Genomic DNA, 18,978 nt, shown 5'->3' with positions numbered 1-18,978 from the left:
TCACCCGCTTTAGCTTTTATTTTTTGGGGCCTATAGCTCAGCTGGTTAGAGCGCACGCCTGATAAGCGTGAGGTCGATGGTTCGAGTCCATTTAGGCCCATCAAAATGTAGTCATACATTTGGGGAAGTACTCAAGTGGCTGAAGAGGCGCCCCTGCTAAGGGTGTAGGTCGGGAAACCGGCGCGAGGGTTCAAATCCCTCCTTCTCCGTTTTTTATTGGTCCGTTGGTCAAGTGGTTAAGACACCGCCCTTTCACGGCGGTAACACGGGTTCGAATCCCGTACGGATCATTTTTTACTTTTGGAGGATTACCCAAGTCCGGCTGAAGGGAACGGTCTTGAAAACCGTCAGGCGGGTAAAACCGTGCAAGGGTTCGAATCCCTTATCCTCCTTAACTGTCTCTTTTGTTGCGAGCAAAAGAATCACAGTCCTTTAATTACTGTAAAGTAATTACTTATCGCGGGATGGAGCAGTCTGGTAGCTCGTCGGGCTCATAACCCGAAGGTCGTAGGTTCAAATCCTGCTCCCGCAATTGCTTTGTTTAACGGCAAAGCAGCAATACAAAGCTTCTGGTTTGGTAGTTCAGTTGGTTAGAATGCCTGCCTGTCACGCAGGAGGTCGCGGGTTCGAGTCCCGTCCAGACCGTTGTTTTTGGCTCGGTAGCTCAGTTGGTAGAGCAATGGATTGAAGCTCCATGTGTCGGCAGTTCGATTCTGTCCCGCGCCATAGGAATGCGGGTGTAGTTTAGTGGTAAAACTACAGCCTTCCAAGCTGTTGTCGCGAGTTCGATTCTCGTCACCCGCTTTGCATTTTTTATTTGGGGCCTATAGCTCAGCTGGTTAGAGCGCACGCCTGATAAGCGTGAGGTCGATGGTTCGAGTCCATTTAGGCCCATTACATTTTTAAACTGGTCCGTTGGTCAAGCGGTTAAGACACCGCCCTTTCACGGCGGTAACACGGGTTCGAATCCCGTACGGATCATGCAAACACTCTTGAGAGTGTTTTTTTATTGCCCAAAAATGATCTTTTTATCATTTTTTCAAGCATGAGCAGTCAAAATTTGTTATAATCAGTCCGTTGCAAGTTCCCGAAAGGATTCGCAGCTGCGAAGATGCCTTGTAACCGAAACATATATTAGGGGGAATACAAAAATGACAGAGAAACACTTATTTACATCAGAGTCCGTTTCAGAAGGACACCCAGACAAAGTAGCCGACCAAATCAGTGATGCCATCTTAGATGCGTTGCTTGCCGAAGATCCAATGGCACGGGTCGCTTGCGAAACGTCAGTTACTACCGGATTGGTTTTAGTCTTTGGAGAAATTTCTACTTCTGCTTATGTAGATATTCAAAAAGTCGTCCGAGAAACCATCAAAGAAATCGGCTATACACGAGCAAAATTCGGCTTTGACGGCGATACGGTTGCTGTTTTGGTAGCGATCGATGAGCAATCACCAGATATCGCTCAAGGCGTTGACGATGCTTTAGAAAGTCGTGGAGAAACGGATAAAGAAGATATCGGTGCCGGCGACCAAGGCTTGATGTTTGGTTTTGCCGTTGATGAAACACCTGAATTGATGCCTTTACCGATCGCGTTGAGCCATCGGCTGGTACGTCGCTTAGCAGAGTTGCGTAAAAACAACGAACTAAGCTATTTGCGTCCAGATGCAAAATCACAAGTAACCGTTGAATATGATGATAACGATCAACCACAAAGAGTGGACACCGTCGTTATTAGTACCCAGCATGATGATGCGGCTGATAATGAAACGATCCACCGTGATGTCATCGAAAAAGTGATCAAAGAAGTGATCCCTGCCGATCTTTTAGACGAGCAGACAAAATATTATATCAATCCTACTGGTCGTTTTGTGATCGGCGGTCCTCAAGGGGATGCCGGTTTGACTGGCAGAAAAATCATCGTTGATACTTATGGCGGCTATGCACGTCATGGCGGCGGTGCGTTTTCTGGAAAAGATGCAACCAAAGTTGACCGTTCAGCCAGCTATGCGGCTCGCTACATTGCCAAAAACATCGTAGCAGCAAAGCTAGCCAAAAAAGTGGAAGTACAATTAGCCTATGCGATCGGTGTGGCACAGCCCGTTTCGATCAGCATCAACACTTTTGGTACAGGAACCGTCAGCAACGAGCGCTTGATCCAAGCGGTACGGGAAAACTTTGATTTGCGACCAGCAGGAATTATTGAAATGTTAGATTTGCGCCGTCCGATTTATCGTCAGACTGCCGCTTACGGACATTTCGGTCGTACAGATATCGATTTGCCATGGGAACGCACCGACAAGGTGGCGGCACTTTTGGCAAGTGTGAAGGATTAAAAGAGGCGACCTCTATTGATGACTATCAATAGAGGTTCTTTTTTTTGGAGTAAAAGGAGGAGTTATATGCGAACCAATGTAAAATTAGTCACCATTGCGGTCTTTGTCGCAACGTTTATGACCGCAATCGAAGGAACGATCATTACGACAGCGATGCCTACCATCGTTAGTTCATTGAAAGGGATCGAGATCATGAACTGGGTCTTCTCGATCTATCTTTTGACCAGTGCGATGTTGACCCCGATCTACGGCAAGTTTGCCGATAATATCGGCCGCAAACCAGTCTTTTTATTTGGGACGTTGCTGTTTATTATCGGGTCGGCGTTTTGTGGGATGGCCAACACGATGTTGACGTTGATCATTGCCAGAGCGTTGCAAGGATTAGGCGCAGGGGCCATGATGCCCGTTGCCCTAACGATCATTGCGGACCTGTATCCCGTTGAAAAGCGGGCGAAAGTCTTAGGGCTCAATAGTACGGCTTGGGGGATCGCCAGTGTCGTTGGTCCCTTAGCCGGTGGCTTGATCGTAGATACGATCGGGTGGCATTGGATCTTTTTTATCAACGTACCCATTGGATTAGGGCTGATTGCCTTGATTTGGTTTTATTTTCATGAAGAAAAAAAGGCCTTTGCTGCAGTCAACATTGATTATGCAGGCAGTCTCTTGTTGATGTTGACGCTAGTAGGACTCCTGCTAGGCTTCCAGTTGCTGGGAGATTATGGTGTGAGTCTGCCTGTCCTCAGTCTGTTCGTTTTTTCTGTCCTTATGTTCATCGGCTTCGTTCGGGTGGAGAAAAAAGCAGCAGATCCGATTATTGATCTGAAGCTGTTTCACTCAAAATTATTTGTGGTGGTCAATATCGTAGCAGCTTTGGCTAGCGGCTTCTTGATGGGGATCGATGTTTATATCCCAATGTGGATGCAAGGAGTCTTAGGCATGAGTGCGGGGATTGGCGGGCTTGTGTTGGCACCGTTGTCGATTTTATGGATGATTGGCTCCTTCTTAGCCAGCCGTTGGTTGACACAGCACAGTGTCAGCTGGGTCTTGACGGTTAGCTTGTTGATCACGGCTACCGGTGCTTTGTGGCTGTTTTTGACACCGGCACAGACCTCATTCTGGTTGTTCTTGGTCATTTCTTCTATTACTGGCGTCGGGTTAGGGGCAACGATGGTGGTTTGTACGGTTACTGCCCAAACCAGCGTTGGCCCCACACAAGTCGGCGTGGCGACTTCTTTCAATACTCTGTTGCGAACGATCGGGCAAACCATCATGGTAGCGGTCTTCGGTATCGTTTTAAACACCAGTAATAGCGTAGGCTTAGCACAGGCACAAGTCAATGACAGCAGTGTCATGAATCAGCTAGTAGATCCAGCCGCTGCGCGCCAGCTGCCAACCGCATTATTAGGGCAATTACGGGAGATTCTTTATAGCGGTCTACACTGGGTTTTTGGGATCGGTGTTTTACTTATTGTGCTAGCGATTGGTTTGACCCGCACGATTTCGCGAGAATCTGGTACAATATAAAAAAAGGATCGCAGGTGATTGTATGGCTTTTTTACAAGCAAATATCTATTCAAATGTTCTTGAAATGGAGGTAATGATCGATGTGATCTTGCCTCAAAGTACCAAGAAAAAAATCGGCACGCAAAGCCAAACAACGGGCACAGATCTCCCGGTGCTTTATTTATTGCATGGGATGAACGGAAATCATAGTGTCTGGCAGCGACGGACGTCGATCGAGCGGTATGCCGCAGAGTATCAACTAGCGGTCATCATGCCGTCTACTGATCTGGGTTGGTATACCGATACGACCTATGAGATGAAGTATTGGACTTTTATCGCCGAAGAATTACCACAGATTTGCCATGAGCTGTTTCCTCAGCTGACGCAAAAACGAGAAAAAACTTTTGCGGCTGGGCTTTCGATGGGGGGCTACGGGGCAGTAAAACTCGGGCTGAGAAAGCCTGACCAGTTTGCGGCGGTAGCGTCTTTGTCTGGGGCATTAGCGCTGGCTGAAAGCATGGATTCCTTGCTGCAGCTGCGAAGCCAAGCTTATTGGGAAGGAATTTTTGGACCATTAGAGCAATTCAAAGGGTCAGAAAATGATTTGATCCATCTGATTGAGACCATCGATCCAAGCACAGCGCCGCGCTTTTTTATTAGCTGCGGAACCGAGGATCAGCTGTATCCGGCAAGTGAATATGCGGTGGATAAGCTGCAAAAACGCAAACTAGCCGTAACGTTTGAATCGGGAACTGGGGATCATGATTGGAATTTCTGGGATCAATGGATCCAACGAGTCCTGCAATGGCTTTTTAGTAAATAAAAAAACCATCAGTCGATCGACACCTTAACGTGCCGAGGACTGATGGTTTTTTCGTTCGATACAAAATAAGATCGGCGGTTGGTTGCGCTGATTGATAAATTGATAGGAAAGGACATTGAATGCCTCTTGCGGTAGCTGCTGACAAAAGGAGTGTACTTCTTTCAGCTCTGCTTCGCCGCCAGCGTGTCCATAATAGCAGACGAGGATGATTCTACCTTTCGGGGCTAAACGTGTCAGTAAAGCTTCTAAAGCCGTTTTCGTTGTATCAGGCAGCGTGATGATCGCTTTGTCCCCTTTCGGCAAGTAGCCTAAATTGAAAATGGCGGCGTGAACCGAACCACTCACAACATCTGCCAACGTCTCATGGCCTTGATGGATCAGCTGGACTTGCGCCAACAGCTCTTTTTCAGCCAACCGCTTTTTGGTAGCTTGCAGGGCTTGTTCTTGAATATCAAACGCAAACACCTGACCAGTTGGGCCAACTAAGGAAGCCAGTAATTCCGTGTCGAAGCCGTTGCCCATCGTGGCATCAACGGCGGTTTGTCCCGGTTGTAGAACTTCTTTTAAAAGGGTGTGGCTATAGCGCATGGCGGTCGGCAGCATTGACAGGCTCCTTTCGCACGTTGAATTTTCCTTGATAGGAGTTGCGGCGCAGCATTTCTTGATCGATCTCATTCAAGACTTCCCATTTTTTCAAACTCCACATTGGACCTACCAGAGAATCCCATGGTGCATCGCCTGTCAAGCGATGAATGATGATCTCTGGGGGGATCATTTCTAACTGATCGCAGATCAATGACACATAGGTATCGCGCCGCATCAATTGCAAACGTCCTTCATGATAATCCCGCAGCATCCGAGTATTGCGCATCAAATGCAGCAGGTGCAGTTTGATGCCTTGGATATCAGAATCTTGAATGGTGCGGCGGACATTTTCTTGCATCATCTCGATCGTCTCGCCTGGCAGGCCATTGATCAAATGGGTACAGACACGAATATTGTGTTTGCGCAGGCTGGCGACGCCGTCTAAGTAAGTTTGATAATCATGGGCGCGGTTGATGGCATTGCTCGTGGTTTCAAACGTCGTTTGCAGTCCTAATTCGACCCATAAATAAAAGCGTTGATTGAGCTCTGCTAGATAGTCAACGACATCTTCTGGTAAGCAGTCTGGTCGGGTCCCAATGGAGATCCCGACAACACCAGGTAGTGTCAGCACTTGCTCGAAGCGCTCGCGGATCACTGCCACCGGTGCGTGGGTGTTCGTAAAATTTTGAAAATAGACAATGTATTTGTCCACTTGCGGCCACTTTTTGTGCATCATGGCGATCTCTTTTTCAAACTGCTCTGGCAGTGGGGCTTCCGGTGCTACGATCATATCGCCAGAACCGGACACACTGCAAAATGTACAGCCGCCTTTGGCAACGGTGCCGTCACGATTGGGGCAGTCGAAGCCCGCATCGATGGGGACTTTAAAGATTTTTTCGCCAAATTCTTGCCGCAAAGCAAAGTTCCACGAATGGTATCGTTTGTTTTTATCTTCTGCATAAGGAAATGGATTCATTTTTTTACCTTCTTTTATAATTGTTTACGCGTGAAGCGCCAGACAAAGCGTTTTTGCAAGTAGTACGGATAGGTCAACAGCAGCCAAGACAGGCCAACACAAAAACCGCCTAACACATCACTAGGAAAATGCACACCAACATAAATACGGCTGATGCCGATGCAGCCAATCAAAAGGCCCAGCAAAAGGCGGATGCCCCATTGCCAAAAAGGCTGCTTAAAGAAAACTGGGACCAAGAAGAGCAAGGTTCCATAAAAAATCATACTGCCCGTCGAGTGTCCACTGGGGAAACTGAAGCTTGATTCCGTGACTAAGTGTTCAAGAGTTGGGCGCTCCCGTAAAAAGACCAGTTTGATCAATGGATTAAAGAGCCCAGCAATCCCGATGGTACCAAAACTGAGCCATAGAGCTTCAGCATAATACTTGTTGATCACTAAGACAGCTAAAACAGCGAGAAAGAGCAAGATGATCGTGGTAGGATTCGCAAATTTCGTGACCCATAGAAAAAACGGTGTCCAAAACGGGTAGCCGCTGCGGATGATGCGAGTCAAGGTTTCGTCAAAGGAGACCAACCAAGTAGGGTAAAATTTCACGACATAGCCGAGAAAAACGAACAGCAGTAAAAAGCAACTGCCTGCAAATTGAAAATAAAGTTTTTTATGCATGGATAAGCCTCGTTTCTAGAGAATTTCTGTCAATTATTGTCATTAAGTCAAAGAGACATCTAGAAGGTATTATAGCATTTATCACAAGTCGGAAAAAGCAGGGAACGAGCAGGGGGTTACTCGTCTGAGCAAGCGATACGTTTATCGGGAGCAGGCCAATTGCTTCATTGCAATAAATGTTCGTTTGATTACAAAGAGTTTACAGTTTCTGAAATCGGCTCAAATACCTTTTATAAATTCTTAAGAAATTGTATACTAAACCTACGTTCACTATAAGGAAAAAACGGAGGAATAACGGACATGAACACGAGTCAATCAAGAAAAGTACATCGTCAAGCAGACCAATCGGGCGATAAGTATCGAGTGATCAAAAAAAGTGCAGTTGTTTTAGGAACAACACTGACTGCTTGCTCTGTTGTAGCTCCATTGGTGTCATCGGTTCAAGCAGAAGCCGTAGAGACCTCGATTGCCCAAGTTTCTACTAGCAATTTTGCCGCGCCGAATACTTCCGCGTTTATTGCTGAAATCGCTACGTACGCCCAACCTGTGGCAAACGCCAACGATCTATATGCTTCTGTGATGATAGCGCAAGCCATTTTAGAAAGTGGTTGGGGCCGAAGCAGCTTATCAAAAGCACCGAATTACAATCTTTTCGGAATCAAAGGAAGCTATAACGGTCAAACCGTTTATATGAGTACCTTAGAATATTTGAACAACCAATGGTTGACTATGAATGAACCCTTTAAGCGTTACCCATCTTACACGCAATCATTTGAAGATAACGCACGTACTTTACGCTCAACTTCTTTACAAAGCGGTGTCGCGTATTATTCTGGCGCTTGGAAAAGCAATACGACTTCATATCTTGATGCAACCGCATGGCTAGCAGGCCGTTATGCGACTGCACCAAACTATGCCTCTTCACTGAATGCCGTGATCCAGCAATTTGGGTTGACGAAATATGACACGCCAGCTTCTGGCAATGCCGGTGGTGGCGCCACAGCCAGTGCTTCAACGAGTACGACGACCACGACATCAGCTGTCAGCATGAGCGGCAGTCAAACCTATACAGTCGCTTCGGGGGACTCGGTCTGGTCGATCGCCAACAAACATGGCATCTCCATGGATCAGCTGCGCAGTTTGAACAATATCAAAAACGATTTTGTTTATCCAGGACAAACCTTGAAAGTCAACGGCAGTACCCAAAGTACTTCGGCAACTTCAACGGTATCGATCGTCAATCGCAATGCTTCAGCAACTACATCAGGCAATACCTACACCGTAGTTTCTGGCGATTCCGTTTGGTCGATCGCCAATAAGCATGGCATTTCGATGGATCAATTTCGCAGTTTGAACAACATCAAAAATGATTTTGTCTATCCAGGGCAAAAAGTTGTCGTTAGCGGTGGTTCGTCTACGAATACCAGCAGTACTACGACCGTCAGCACGGCATCAACGGCTAGCCAAAGCAGTGGCGGCACCTACACGGTGGCAGCTGGCGATTCAGTCTGGTCGATCGCTAACAAGCATGGCATCTCGATGGATCAGTTCCGTAGCTTGAACAATATTAAAAACGACTATGTTTATCCAGGTCAAAAGGTGGTCGTCAGCGGTAGTTCTACCCGTACAAGTACAACGACGAGCACGACCGTCAGCAGCCAAACCAGCAGCAGTGCTGCAGGCAACACCTATACGGTGGCTTCTGGTGATTCAGTCTGGTCAGTTGCCAATAAACACGGGATTTCGATGGACCAATTCCGCAGCTGGAACAACATCAAAAATGATTTTATCTATCCAGGCCAAAAGGTGGTCGTCAAGCAAGGCGGCACGGCAGCTACTACCAGCACTTCAGCGACAAATGGTACGTACAAGGTCGCATCGGGGGATTCTGTTTGGGGGATCGCAGATAAGTTCGGCATCACGACGGATCAATTTATCCAATGGAACAATATTCAAAATAACTTTATTTACCCAGGACAAACAGTTAGGGTAAAATAGATTGCTATTCCTAATGATTTTTGTTAGGATAAGTGCAAAGAAACTTTCACGTTTGAGAAGGAATAGTAGAAGTACGGTGGGACTTTTAGAGAGTGCATGGTTGGTGGAAATGCACAGCACACCTTTCGAACTCGTCTTCGAGTGATATCTGACTGAACCTGGTTTGGCTAGGCAGATACGGCGATGGCCGTTAAAACATCGAGGTCTGCTTTTTTGAGGAGCAGATAAACTTAGGTGGTACCACGTTGATAACGTCCTATAAAAATCATAGCGATTTTTATAGGACTTTTTTTAAGTTTTGCTGGTTGATTTGACGAGCAAAACACCAATTTTTTAGGAGGAGTCCATCGTGAATTACAATCACAAAGAAATCGAAAAAAAATGGCAAAAATATTGGGCAAAGAAAAATGAATTCAACACCCATGATGAGCCGGACAAACCAAAATTTTATGCGCTAGATATGTTCCCATATCCATCTGGACAAGGATTACATGTCGGACATCCAGAAGGCTATACAGCTACGGATATCTTGAGCCGCTTCAAACGCAGCCAAGGGTACAATGTACTGCACCCAATGGGCTGGGATGCCTTTGGTCTGCCTGCCGAACAATATGCACTAGACACTGGAAATGATCCAGCGGAATTCACGAAGAAAAATATTGAGACCTTCCGCCGTCAAATCAATGCGCTAGGATTCAGCTATGACTGGAATCGTGAAATCAATACGACAGATCCCGAGTACTACAAGTGGACGCAATGGATCTTTACCAAGCTTTATGAAAAAGGGTTAGCTTATGAAGCCGAAGTTCCAGTAAACTGGGTACCAGAGCTTGGGACCGTGATCGCCAATGAAGAAGTCATTGACGGCAAAAGCGAACGGGGCGGCTACGATGTGATCCGCAAACCGATGCGCCAATGGATGCTGAAAATCACAGCGTATGCTGATCGTTTGTTGGACGATTTAGAAGAAGTTGATTGGCCAGAAAGCATCAAAGAAATGCAACGCAATTGGATCGGACGTTCGGTCGGAGCCAACGTTACGTTTAAAGTGGCAGGGATGGAAAAAGACTTTACCGTCTTTACGACTCGCCCAGATACCTTGTTTGGTGCGACCTACGCCGTATTGGCGCCAGAACATGAGCTAGTGGCCCAAATCACTACACCAGAACAAAAAGCAGCCATTGATGCCTATGTAGAAGAAGCGTCGAAAAAATCTGATTTGAACCGAACAGATTTGGCCAAAGAAAAAACTGGTGTCTTCACAGGTGCCTATGCCATCAATCCCGTGAATGGCAAAGAGATCCCGATTTGGATCGCCGATTATGTTTTGGCTTCTTATGGAACAGGTGCGATCATGGCGGTTCCTGCCCATGACGAACGTGACCACGAATTTGCCAAAACATTTGGCTTAGAGATCATTCCTGTATTGGCAGGGGGCAACGTGGAAGAATCTGCCTATACCGAAGATGGACTGCATATCAATTCAGACTTTTTGGATGGGCTAGACAAAGAGACAGCCATCGAAAAAATGGTCGCATGGTTGGAAGAAAACCACGTTGGGAAAAAAGAAGTCAGCTATCGTCTTCGCGATTGGTTGTTCTCTCGCCAACGGTATTGGGGAGAGCCAATACCAATCATCCATTGGGAAGATGGTACGACTACGACGCTTCCTGAAGATCAGCTGCCGTTGCGTTTGCCAAAAACCGACAATATCAAACCAAGCGGTACTGGTGAATCGCCATTAGCCAATGTCACAGATTGGGTCAATGTCACCGACCCTGAAACCGGGAAAAAAGGACGTCGTGAAACCAATACGATGCCGCAATGGGCTGGAAGCTCATGGTATTTCTTGCGCTTTATCGATCCTCATAATAAGTCTGTTTTGGCAGACTACGACAAATTGAAACGCTGGATGCCAGTCGATATTTATATCGGTGGCGCAGAGCACGCTGTCTTGCACTTGCTTTATGCTCGCTTCTGGCATAAATTCTTGTATGATATCGGTGTCGTGCCAACGAAAGAACCATTTGAAAAATTGTTCAACCAAGGGATGATCCTTGGGGAAAACAATGAAAAAATGTCAAAATCCCGCGGCAACGTCGTCAATCCAGATGATGTCATCAATCAATACGGTGCGGATACTTTGCGTCTATATGAAATGTTTATGGGACCATTGGATGCATCGATCGCTTGGAATGAGAATGGTCTTGAAGGCAGTCGTAAATTCTTGGATCGTGTGTGGCGCTTGATCGTCGATGAAAATGGCAAAATGCGTGACCGCATCACGACATTCAACGATGGCAAATTGTCGAAAGTTTACCATCAAACCGTTAAGAAAGTGACGGAAGATTTTGAGCAGCTGCACTTCAATACGGCGATTTCCCAATTGATGGTCTTTGTCAATGAAGCGTACAAAGCCGATGCCTTGCCTTACGAATATGTCGAAGGATTTGTGCAGCTATTGGCTCCGATCGCACCGCATATCGGGGAAGAGCTATGGTCGATCCTCGGGAATGACCATGGGATCTCTTATGTGCCATGGCCAACCTATGACGAAAGTGCCCTAGTGGAAGACGAGATCGAAGTCGTCTTTCAAGTCAACGGCAAAGTTCGCGCCAAAGCAATGGTGCCAGCGGATGCCGAAAAAGCAGTGCTTGAACAATTGGCGCAAGAAAACGAACTTGTCCAAGAACAGCTCCAAGGAAAAACGATCCGTAAAGTGATCGTCGTACCGAACAAATTGGTCAATATCGTTGCAAACTAAACGCTAAAAAATAGCTGCCTAGCAGATCGAGGGTCTGTTAGGCAGCTTTTTGGTGACGACAAAGAAAAAAAGTGTTACTGAGTAGTTCTCAGCAACACTTTTTTGTTATTTTTTGCGAATGATCCCATAGAACAAAGCGGCTGTTGCGACCAATGGAATCAAGATCACTAGTAGAAAGCCGTTTGGATACGTAGCGCGAGTGAAAATTTCTGATGAAGCATCACTTCCGCCAAATAGATGATTGGAAATCATGAACTGAGCCATCATAGCAACGATTGCGACAAAACCAATTGCAGCACCAGTACCGACGAAAATTTTTTTCTTTGCGTTGTTCATTACATTTGCCCCTTTTATAGTCTCTATGTATCATTATACAAAATTTGGATGCGTGTTCAATCTGATTTTGTCAAATAATTGATTCGTAATACACTTGAAATGTTTCTGACATATTTAAGCACCAGAAGAGTAAAAATTCCCCTGTAGACCGATCATATTATTCGCTGATCCTCACGGACTCTCGTATAATAAAGTAAGAGAAAAGAAAGAGGGGACTTACATGGAGTATCAATCATTTGAAGGCCAGTCGGCTTTTTTTGAAGATTATGCACGGATTGCCAAACCTGGCTATGAGGAAGAGGCAGTCACTGCCGATGTCTTGGAACAGTTGAATCAACAATTAACAGAAGAAGAGCTGTTTTACCGTTTAGCAGCCGAAGATGCCAAAGAAGGGCAAGTCTTTTTGTTTCCTTTCAGCAAACGAATGTTTACCGAAGACCTTGACGCGGCCATTTCAACAGAATTCCGTTATGATGGCGCACCCTATGTCTATGAGACTTACGAAGACGAACAACCTTAGTCACGCAGAAAAAAAGCTTTCAGATGATCTGTTAAATCATCTGAAAGTTTTTTTGTTGAGGCAACTTGTTGCTATTGGTGTTTGGCTTGCTGCTGCGCTAAGGTCAAGTCACCGATGTAAGGGACTTTTTTTCCAGCGACTTTCAAGTATTGTTCGGCGCCTTTGCCCGCAATAATCACGATATCCTTACTGTCTGCTTCAGCAATCGCTGATTTGACGGCTTGAGCCCGATCCATCTCATGAATGATGGCGACTTCAGGATTGGTGATTGCACCTGCGATTTCTTTTGCGATCGCAGCTGCTTCTTCAAAATCAGGATCATCGCTGGTCAGGTAGACTTTGTCCGCATATTCTCCTAGCGCTCGTCCCATATCTGCTCGGCGAGATTGGGCTTTGCCGCCAGCACTGCCAGTGACAAAAAGCAGGCGGCCTTCTGGGCGCAATTGGCGGGCAAGTTCACTTAATGATTGGAAGCTAAGGTAATTGTGAGCATAGTCAACGATCATGACTGCACCATTTTCTTTTTCTAAAACGATCATTCGTCCAGGGATGATCACTGTCGGCAGGACTTTCTGAGCGTCCTCACGAGAGGCACCCGCTAAGCAGGCAGCTAAAATCGCCGCTGCAGCATTCTCATGGTTGAAAGAACCTAAGATCCCCAGTTGATATTCACCAGAGACTTGCAAGACATCAGAAGCAGCTGACAGCGCAAAGCCTTTTAGATCTGTCCCTTCTTGGACGACATAATCGGCGTCTGAACGTCCGTAGGTGATATAAGGAACTTGATGGACTTCACAAGTTTCTCGCAGCAAGTGGTAGTGATCGCTTTGGCGATTTAAAATCATCTGTTTGCTGTTGCGGATCAGTTCCCGTTTGCAGTAAAGGTAATCATCATAAGTTGGATGTTCCACTGGTCCAATGTGATCAGGCGAAATATTCAAGAACGCGCCAATATCAAAGGTAATACCGGCGACTCGTTTGGTTTTATAGGCTTGGGAAGAAACCTCCATCACAAGATGGGTCATGCCGTTTGCGACAGCCTCGGCCATCATCTTATAAAGATCCAGTGTTTCGGGGGTCGTCAACACTGCTTCATTAAAGGTTTTTCCGTCGACTGAGTTTTCCTCAGATGAAAAGAATGCTACTTTTTGACCCGTCGATTCTGCTAAAATCGCCCGAGCAAAATAGGCGCAGCTGGTTTTGCCTTTGGTGCCAGTGATGCCGATGGTCACCAGCTGTTCTTGCGGGTTGCCATAAAACGCTTGAGCGATCACTGCCATCGTTTCTCGAATGTCCGTAACAATGATCCCGTAGGTTGCGAAGTTGTCATAAGGTGTTTCTGAAATGTAGCACTGAATGCCTTGATCAATGGCGGCGGCTAGGTAGCTTTCTTTAAAAGAAGCCCCTTTACAGAAAAAAAGCGTTGCCGCATCGGCCGTTCGCGAGTCGTAACTTAAGGAGGTAAAGGCAATATCAGTCATTTCTTGCGGCACGGTATAAACCCAATCAGTGGGGGTGATGATTTCTTTTAATAGGTTTTCCTGCAATAAGAGTTTGCGGATCTGTGGCACGGTAATGAGTTCCTTTTGCATCGTTGTTCTCCTTCATTCCTCTAAAGATTTCTCTTATTATAGCATAACTCCTAAAAACCGCCGTTTAGGAGGGAAAAGTTTTCTTTTTTTTCTTCTTATTTTGAAGAAACTTTAAGATGTTGCAAAAATAGATTGCGACCAACTCTTTTTCGAATTAAAATGGAAGGGATATGTTTGTAGAAAGTTGGAGATAATGGCGATGGATAATCACATGCGTTCAGTGTCAAAAGAATTAACTACACAAGAAAAAATGGCTCAAGGATCTGCTTGGATGACAATGGGCAATATCGGTTCACGTTTGCTTGGCGCCATTTACATTTTACCTTGGTATTATTGGATGGGGGCAAATGCCGATAAAGCAAATGCGTTATTTGGGATGGGCTATAATGTTTACGCCTTATTTTTAATGATCTCAACTGCTGGGATCCCATCGGCAATTGCCAAGCAGATTTCTTTTTATAATTCTCGCCAAGAATACCGCACCAGCCAGAAGCTCTTTTTAAGGGCCTTCCAATTGATGGCAGGCTTTGGCGTGGTGACCGCCGGAATCATGTATTTGGCAGCCCCATGGTTGGCAACGGCTTCAGGTGGCGGGGAAGAATTGATTCCTGCAATGCGCTCATTGAGCATTGCACTATTGGTCTTTCCTTGTATGAGTGTTATGCGAGGATACTTCCAAGGAAACCAAGACATGAAACCTTTTGCGATCTCGCAAGTTGTCGAACAAATCGCCCGCGTCTGCTATATGCTTTTGGCGACCTTCATCATTATGCGGGTTATCGAAGGCGAATACACGGCGGCTGTGACGCAATCGACCTTTGCCGCCTTTATCGGTGTCTTAGCCAGTATTTTGGTTTTAGGCTATTACTTCCAAAAGCAACGGGTGCGGATGGACGTCTTAGTCGATATGAGCAAAGAAGAAACCGTGTTGCAAACCAAAGAATTGGTTTTAGCGACCATCAAAGAAGCGATCCCTTTTATTATCGTTGGTTCTGGGATCACGATTTTAAAATTGGTGGATCAATACACCTTTGTGCGGATCATGAGTAGTTTTACTGAATTTTCAAATGATCAGCTCTTAGAATTAATGGCGATTTTCGGTAGCAACCCTGATAAGTTGACGATGGTGGTTATCGGATTAGCTACTTCCATGGCTTCAACAGGCTTGCCTTTGATCAGTGAAGCAGTCGCCAAAAAAGACAAAAAGAACTTAGCTAAATTGATCAGCAACAACTTACAATTGTATTCCTTTGTAATGTTCCCAGCGACCTTCGGGATGATCGTGCTGTCTTATCCCTTATACACCTTGTTTTATCGTCCAGATGCGTTAGGAGCGAGCGTTTTAGTCGCTGCCTGTCTGTCTGGTCTGGTCTTGGGCTTGTTTATGCTTAGTTCTAGTATGCTGCAAGGAATGTACCACAACAAAGAAGCCGTTGTTTTCTTCTTTGTAGGATTGCTGGTGAAGTTGATCCTGCAGTATCCAGCGATTCGGTTGTTCCAAGTTTATGGCCCATTAGTTTCCACGACGATTGCTTTAGGGATCGTCTGCTGGCTGAACATTCGCAAGATGATTCGCAAAGGCCATTTCAATGTAAACTTAACGTTGCGACGGACGTTATTGATTGGCGCGATGACGATCATTATGGTGATCGCAGCGTTGATCGCCCGCCAACTCTTTGGTCTCATCTTTAGCTCGGAAAGAAAAGTCCAAGCCTTTATCTTGAGCTTGCTAGTAGCAGGAGTCGGTGGCAGTGTGTACATCTACATTGCGCTGAAATTGCGTTTAGCTGAAAAACTACTCGGCTCATCAATGGTTCGTTTACGCCAGAAATTACACATCAAATAAAACTAGAAGCAGCCGCTGAGCCTCCTTTGCGAGACCTTGGCGGCTGTTTTATATGAAAGGAAGAAACCGATGCGTTTAGACAAGTTTTTAGCGGATATGGGCTATGGCTCCCGCAAAGAAGTGAAACAGTTGATCAAAAAAGGTCTCGTGACCGTCAATGGACAAGTCATCAAGAGTGACAAAGCGCAAGTACTAGAAACACAAGATACCGTTTGTTTTGAGGGGGAACCCATCGTCTATCAAAGCCAGTTTTATTATTTGCTGAATAAACCCGCTGGAGTGATTTCGGCAACCGTCGATTCCTATGAAGAGACGGTCTTAGATTTGTTTTCTGAAGAAGCGTTTCGCGAAGATTTGTTTCCAGTAGGACGGTTGGATAAAGACACCGAAGGCTTTTTGCTGATTACGAACGATGGCGGATTGGCGCATCAATTATTGTCGCCTAAGAAGCATGTGGAAAAAGAATATTATGCCCAAGTCGAGGGAATCATGACAGCGGAGGATCAAAAAACCTTTGCCAAAGGCATCAAATTAGACGGCGAGTGGACCTTGCCGGCTGAACTGCAGATCCTCAACGTCGATGAAGACGAAACGCGCAGCGAAATCAAACTGATCCTCCATGAAGGCAAGTTTCATCAAGTCAAACGGATGGTCCATGCAGTAGGAAAAGAAGTCGTTTATTTGAAACGGATTCGCATGGGAGGCCTGTCCCTGCCAGATGATTTGGCATTAGGCGAGTATCGGGAATTGACTCCTGAGGAATTGGCGGAGCTGCAAGAGCGAGGATAAGACGATCGGCGAGCTAAAGAAATTCTTATAAAAGTTGTTATTCGGCTGCAATATTTGTAAAAAAAGCCCGTTTTACAGGTGATTTACATGAAAGTTTGCAATAATAGACTTTAAACTGTTGGAAAAACCCTCTTTTTTTTCATGAATAAGCATGTTAAAGTAGCCAAGCTACTAAAAAAAGAAGGAGTTACCTCATTGAAGAAAAAGATTTTTTTATTGCTCGCCCTTACGTTGCCGCTTTTCCAGCCAGCTATCAGTTATGCTGCTGAAACCAAGAGTAGCGAGGAACTGACGGTTTTGACCACAGAACTAGCCTCTTATGAAGACGAAGTCACCACCAGCCAACAGAAAGTCACAGCGTTGGAAAGTCAATTAGCGGATTATCAGGAAGAATTAAGCCAATTGGCAGAAGAAAGCAAGGAAGTTCAAACGCAGATCACTGCACTGAATGATCAAAAAGCCCAGCACCAAGGAAGCCAAGCGCAAAGCAGTCTGGTAGTCGATGGACCGCAAGCCACGATCCAGCAACTACGCAAGTTTAGTGAACAACAAGCGGCTTTACGGGAAGTGAACCAACAATTGGCGGAAAAAGAAGCCGAACAACAACGAATCACTTCGTACCAAACCTTGACGCAAGCCCAATTAGTACATAGCGAAGAACAATTAGCAACAGCCAAAAAAGAATTGCAGTCCCAACAAGAGCAGCTGCAGCAGACGCAAGCCCAAGTGCAAGACCTACAAGAAAAAGTGGAGCAAGAAGCAAAAGCAGCTGAAGAAGCGAAACAAAAAGCCAAAGAAGCAGCGGAGAAAGCGGCAGCCAGTGAATTTTCACTGCCAATCACTGGCTCCGTGTCGATCTCCAGCGGTTTTGGTACTCGAGCAGACCCGACTGGTTTTTCAGGGACGCAGCATGACGGGATCGACTTCACAGGTCAAGCGGGGGAGAAGATCGTCGCCGCTCGTGATGGACAGGTAGAAGATGCTGGCTATGGCCCAAGCACTGGAAATTACGTGATTTTGGCTCACGATAATGGCTTTTACTCGTATTATTTTCATTTAACAGCTGTCAGTGTCTCAAAGGGGGCGACCGTTGCAGTCGGCGACCAAGTCGGTACGATGGGGACGACTGGAAATTCGACAGGCGTCCATCTGCACTTTGGACTGAGTAAGACGTTGTGGTCAGAATTCGTTGATCCAGCAGCTTACTTACCGCTATAAACCAAAATACCAAGTAGAAGCATGGAGAAAATCATCTGAAACCAAAAAGCATGACTGACAAGAGGGATTCCTCAAGTCGTCATGCTTTTTGGTTGCTTACCACAAGCCCGGTTGAGCGATGATCACTAACTGTTCTTTGGTAAAAGGATGCTCTAGATGCAATTCGTAGCCATGCAGCAGCAAACGTGGCGCTGGTTTGTTTTGGTAAAGCGGGTCGCCAACGACTGGATGACCGATGCTGGCAAGGTGGACGCGAATTTGGTGGGTCCTACCAGTTTCTAACACACAATACACATTGGTTGTCTTTTGTTGGGCGTGAGCGATGGTTACATGGGTGACGGCTGACTGACCGTTGCGGGAGTCAATGATCCGCTTGCGACGATCGTGACGGTCACGACCGATTTTTTTGGCGATCGTTTGATCTTGCGTAAGTTTCCCCAAAACAGTGGCTTGATAGCGACGGAAAATCTGTTTGTTTTCCAGCATTCGGCCCAAGATCGGCAACACCAAAGGATTTTTTGCAAATAAAACCACACCGCTGGTTTCTTTGTCTAGACGATGGACCACATAAGGCTGCTGCTGTTTCGGCGCAAGGTAAGCAGCTGCATCATTCAACAGAGTATCGGCTTCTAATGGCTGATTTGGGTGCGTCTTGACCCCGGCAGGCTTGTTCAGCACCAATAAGTGTTCATCTTCAAAAAGTACGTCGACTTTGTCCGCTTGGCCTAACTGGATCGGCTGGTAGCTGTAATCACTGTCTTCAATGATCAAAGTGATTTGATCACCGCCACGAACTTCTTGATGAAACATCGCGGGCTGCTGATTGACGGCCACATTTTTCCGTGTGCGCAGAAAATGGCGCACTTTTCGTGGAACGAGCCACTCCTGTTCCAACAAATCGCGAAGCGGCATGGGCGGGTGATTTTCGGGTAAAGTCATGGTGTATTCCATAATAACGTCCTTTCTTTGCTATTCGCTACCGACTATTATAGCATCTTTAAGCTTTTCTTATAAAAAAAACAATAAA

15 protein-coding genes, 11 tRNA genes, 1 riboswitch and 1 other annotated feature (1 of these 28 only partly in view) are annotated in these 18,978 nt (G+C 46.0%); of the genes, 20 read left to right on the top strand and 6 right to left on the bottom strand.

Annotated features, from left to right (window positions below; genetic code table 11):
* The 14 genes from IGI73_RS14650 to IGI73_RS14585 form a co-directional block, all read left to right on the top strand.
* Positions 1-9, top strand: a tRNA-Gly gene (locus IGI73_RS14650); it begins 62 nt to the left of the window's first position.
* Between the two features lie 17 nt (positions 10-26).
* Positions 27-100 (top strand) — tRNA-Ile (locus tag IGI73_RS14645).
* A gap of 21 nt (positions 101-121) precedes the next feature.
* A tRNA-Ser gene (locus IGI73_RS14640) sits at positions 122-209 on the top strand.
* 9 nt (positions 210-218) lie between these two features.
* Positions 219-290: transfer RNA gene (locus IGI73_RS14635), tRNA-Glu, on the top strand.
* A gap of 12 nt (positions 291-302) precedes the next feature.
* Positions 303-392: transfer RNA gene (locus IGI73_RS14630), tRNA-Ser, on the top strand.
* 66 nt (positions 393-458) lie between these two features.
* Positions 459-532, top strand: a tRNA-Met gene (locus IGI73_RS14625).
* 39 nt (positions 533-571) lie between these two features.
* A tRNA-Asp gene (locus IGI73_RS14620) sits at positions 572-645 on the top strand.
* Between the two features lie 8 nt (positions 646-653).
* Positions 654-726, top strand: a tRNA-Phe gene (locus tag IGI73_RS14615).
* Positions 727-733: 7 nt separating this feature from the next.
* Positions 734-804: transfer RNA gene (locus IGI73_RS14610), tRNA-Gly, on the top strand.
* Between the two features lie 16 nt (positions 805-820).
* Positions 821-894: transfer RNA gene (locus IGI73_RS14605), tRNA-Ile, on the top strand.
* Between the two features lie 15 nt (positions 895-909).
* A tRNA-Glu gene (locus IGI73_RS14600) sits at positions 910-981 on the top strand.
* 91 nt (positions 982-1,072) lie between these two features.
* A riboswitch (SMK box riboswitch) is annotated at positions 1,073-1,154 on the top strand.
* Complete coding sequence (metK, locus tag IGI73_RS14595) at positions 1,152-2,336, top strand: methionine adenosyltransferase (protein WP_005233362.1); 1,185 nt, start codon at positions 1,152-1,154, stop codon at positions 2,334-2,336. Its footprint overlaps the riboswitch before it by 3 nt.
* A gap of 66 nt (positions 2,337-2,402) precedes the next feature.
* Positions 2,403-3,860: an MDR family MFS transporter gene (locus IGI73_RS14590; protein ID WP_016609940.1), complete on the top strand. Its 1,458-nt coding sequence runs from the start codon at positions 2,403-2,405 to the stop codon at positions 3,858-3,860.
* A 22-nt stretch (positions 3,861-3,882) separates the two neighbouring features.
* The gene (locus IGI73_RS14585) at positions 3,883-4,662 is read left to right on the top strand and encodes an alpha/beta hydrolase (protein WP_208769956.1); all 780 of its coding nucleotides are present in this window, start codon (positions 3,883-3,885) and stop codon (positions 4,660-4,662) included.
* Positions 4,663-4,686: 24 nt separating this feature from the next.
* Here IGI73_RS14585 and IGI73_RS14580 read toward each other — a convergent pair whose 3' ends face one another.
* From IGI73_RS14580 to IGI73_RS14570, 3 genes are read right to left on the bottom strand one after another with little or no spacing between them, the layout of a single operon-like run.
* Positions 4,687-5,265: a tRNA (mnm(5)s(2)U34)-methyltransferase gene (locus IGI73_RS14580; RefSeq protein ID WP_208769955.1), complete on the bottom strand. Its 579-nt coding sequence runs from the start codon at positions 5,263-5,265 to the stop codon at positions 4,687-4,689.
* The gene (locus IGI73_RS14575) at positions 5,240-6,223 is read right to left on the bottom strand and encodes a TIGR01212 family radical SAM protein (protein ID WP_010749006.1); all 984 of its coding nucleotides are present in this window, start codon (positions 6,221-6,223) and stop codon (positions 5,240-5,242) included. The genes IGI73_RS14580 and IGI73_RS14575 overlap by 26 nt, the downstream gene beginning before the upstream one ends.
* A gap of 14 nt (positions 6,224-6,237) precedes the next feature.
* Positions 6,238-6,888 carry a phosphatase PAP2 family protein gene (locus IGI73_RS14570; RefSeq protein ID WP_121260603.1) on the bottom strand — a complete coding sequence of 217 codons (651 nt, stop codon included), beginning with the start codon at positions 6,886-6,888 and terminating at the stop codon, positions 6,238-6,240.
* A 300-nt stretch (positions 6,889-7,188) separates the two neighbouring features.
* Here IGI73_RS14570 and IGI73_RS14565 point away from each other — a divergent pair, with 300 nt between their 5' ends.
* On the top strand, positions 7,189-8,886 hold the full coding sequence (locus IGI73_RS14565; protein ID WP_354018599.1) for a LysM peptidoglycan-binding domain-containing protein: 1,698 nt from the start codon (positions 7,189-7,191) through the stop codon (positions 8,884-8,886).
* 42 nt (positions 8,887-8,928) lie between these two features.
* Positions 8,929-9,148: a binding site (T-box leader), on the top strand.
* Between the two features lie 87 nt (positions 9,149-9,235).
* Positions 9,236-11,650 carry a leucine--tRNA ligase gene (leuS, locus tag IGI73_RS14560; RefSeq protein WP_010749009.1) on the top strand — a complete coding sequence of 805 codons (2,415 nt, stop codon included), beginning with the start codon at positions 9,236-9,238 and terminating at the stop codon, positions 11,648-11,650.
* A gap of 105 nt (positions 11,651-11,755) precedes the next feature.
* Here the strand turns inward: leuS and IGI73_RS14555 are convergent, their stop codons facing one another.
* Positions 11,756-11,986, bottom strand: a complete 231-nt coding sequence (locus IGI73_RS14555; protein WP_005227680.1) for a hypothetical protein — start codon at positions 11,984-11,986, stop codon at positions 11,756-11,758.
* Between the two features lie 220 nt (positions 11,987-12,206).
* Between IGI73_RS14555 and IGI73_RS14550 the strand changes: the two genes are divergently transcribed.
* Positions 12,207-12,506: a DUF5960 family protein gene (locus IGI73_RS14550; RefSeq protein WP_005227682.1), complete on the top strand. Its 300-nt coding sequence runs from the start codon at positions 12,207-12,209 to the stop codon at positions 12,504-12,506.
* A 71-nt stretch (positions 12,507-12,577) separates the two neighbouring features.
* Here the strand turns inward: IGI73_RS14550 and murE are convergent, their stop codons facing one another.
* Complete coding sequence (gene murE, locus IGI73_RS14545) at positions 12,578-14,098, bottom strand: UDP-N-acetylmuramyl-tripeptide synthetase (protein ID WP_208769953.1); 1,521 nt, start codon at positions 14,096-14,098, stop codon at positions 12,578-12,580.
* A gap of 199 nt (positions 14,099-14,297) precedes the next feature.
* Here murE and IGI73_RS14540 point away from each other — a divergent pair, with 199 nt between their 5' ends.
* The 3 genes from IGI73_RS14540 to IGI73_RS14530 all read left to right on the top strand — a co-directional run bounded on the left by IGI73_RS14540 (position 14,298) and on the right by IGI73_RS14530 (position 17,951).
* Complete coding sequence (locus tag IGI73_RS14540; protein ID WP_008382016.1) at positions 14,298-15,944, top strand: putative polysaccharide biosynthesis protein; 1,647 nt, start codon at positions 14,298-14,300, stop codon at positions 15,942-15,944.
* Positions 15,945-16,013: 69 nt separating this feature from the next.
* Positions 16,014-16,733 (top strand): pseudouridine synthase, encoded by a 720-nt coding sequence (locus tag IGI73_RS14535; protein ID WP_208769952.1) that lies wholly within the window; start codon positions 16,014-16,016, stop codon positions 16,731-16,733.
* 141 nt (positions 16,734-16,874) lie between these two features.
* Complete coding sequence (locus IGI73_RS14530) at positions 16,875-17,951, top strand: M23 family metallopeptidase (protein WP_194188305.1); 1,077 nt, start codon at positions 16,875-16,877, stop codon at positions 17,949-17,951.
* 96 nt (positions 17,952-18,047) lie between these two features.
* On the opposite strand, the gene IGI73_RS14525 is transcribed toward IGI73_RS14530, so the two are convergent.
* Positions 18,048-18,902: an RluA family pseudouridine synthase gene (locus IGI73_RS14525; protein ID WP_016620005.1), complete on the bottom strand. Its 855-nt coding sequence runs from the start codon at positions 18,900-18,902 to the stop codon at positions 18,048-18,050.
* Between the last annotated feature and the right edge of the window lie 76 nt (positions 18,903-18,978).

It is taken from the genome of Enterococcus sp. DIV0755f, from assembly GCF_051713725.1.
GTDB lineage: Bacteria > Bacillota > Bacilli > Lactobacillales > Enterococcaceae > Enterococcus_D > Enterococcus_D casseliflavus.
This window is presented reverse-complemented; position numbering and strand designations above follow the sequence as displayed.

Bases quoted from the DNA above. Each gene is read 5' to 3' on its own strand.
- metK (WP_005233362.1), top strand. From the start codon at position 1,152: ATGACAGAGAAACACTTATTTACATCAGAGTCCGTTTCAGAAGGACAC.
- IGI73_RS14590 (WP_016609940.1), top strand. From the start codon at position 2,403: ATGCGAACCAATGTAAAATTAGTCACCATTGCGGTCTTTGTCGCAACG.
- IGI73_RS14585 (WP_208769956.1), top strand. From the start codon at position 3,883: ATGGCTTTTTTACAAGCAAATATCTATTCAAATGTTCTTGAAATGGAG.
- IGI73_RS14580 (WP_208769955.1), bottom strand. From the start codon at position 5,265: ATGCTGCCGACCGCCATGCGCTATAGCCACACCCTTTTAAAAGAAGTT.
- IGI73_RS14575 (WP_010749006.1), bottom strand. From the start codon at position 6,223: ATGAATCCATTTCCTTATGCAGAAGATAAAAACAAACGATACCATTCG.
- IGI73_RS14570 (WP_121260603.1), bottom strand. From the start codon at position 6,888: ATGCATAAAAAACTTTATTTTCAATTTGCAGGCAGTTGCTTTTTACTG.
- IGI73_RS14565 (WP_354018599.1), top strand. From the start codon at position 7,189: ATGAACACGAGTCAATCAAGAAAAGTACATCGTCAAGCAGACCAATCG.
- IGI73_RS14555 (WP_005227680.1), bottom strand. From the start codon at position 11,986: ATGAACAACGCAAAGAAAAAAATTTTCGTCGGTACTGGTGCTGCAATT.
- IGI73_RS14550 (WP_005227682.1), top strand. From the start codon at position 12,207: ATGGAGTATCAATCATTTGAAGGCCAGTCGGCTTTTTTTGAAGATTAT.
- murE (WP_208769953.1), bottom strand. From the start codon at position 14,098: ATGCAAAAGGAACTCATTACCGTGCCACAGATCCGCAAACTCTTATTG.
- IGI73_RS14540 (WP_008382016.1), top strand. From the start codon at position 14,298: ATGGATAATCACATGCGTTCAGTGTCAAAAGAATTAACTACACAAGAA.
- IGI73_RS14535 (WP_208769952.1), top strand. From the start codon at position 16,014: ATGCGTTTAGACAAGTTTTTAGCGGATATGGGCTATGGCTCCCGCAAA.
- IGI73_RS14530 (WP_194188305.1), top strand. From the start codon at position 16,875: ATGAATAAGCATGTTAAAGTAGCCAAGCTACTAAAAAAAGAAGGAGTT.
- IGI73_RS14525 (WP_016620005.1), bottom strand. From the start codon at position 18,902: ATGGAATACACCATGACTTTACCCGAAAATCACCCGCCCATGCCGCTT.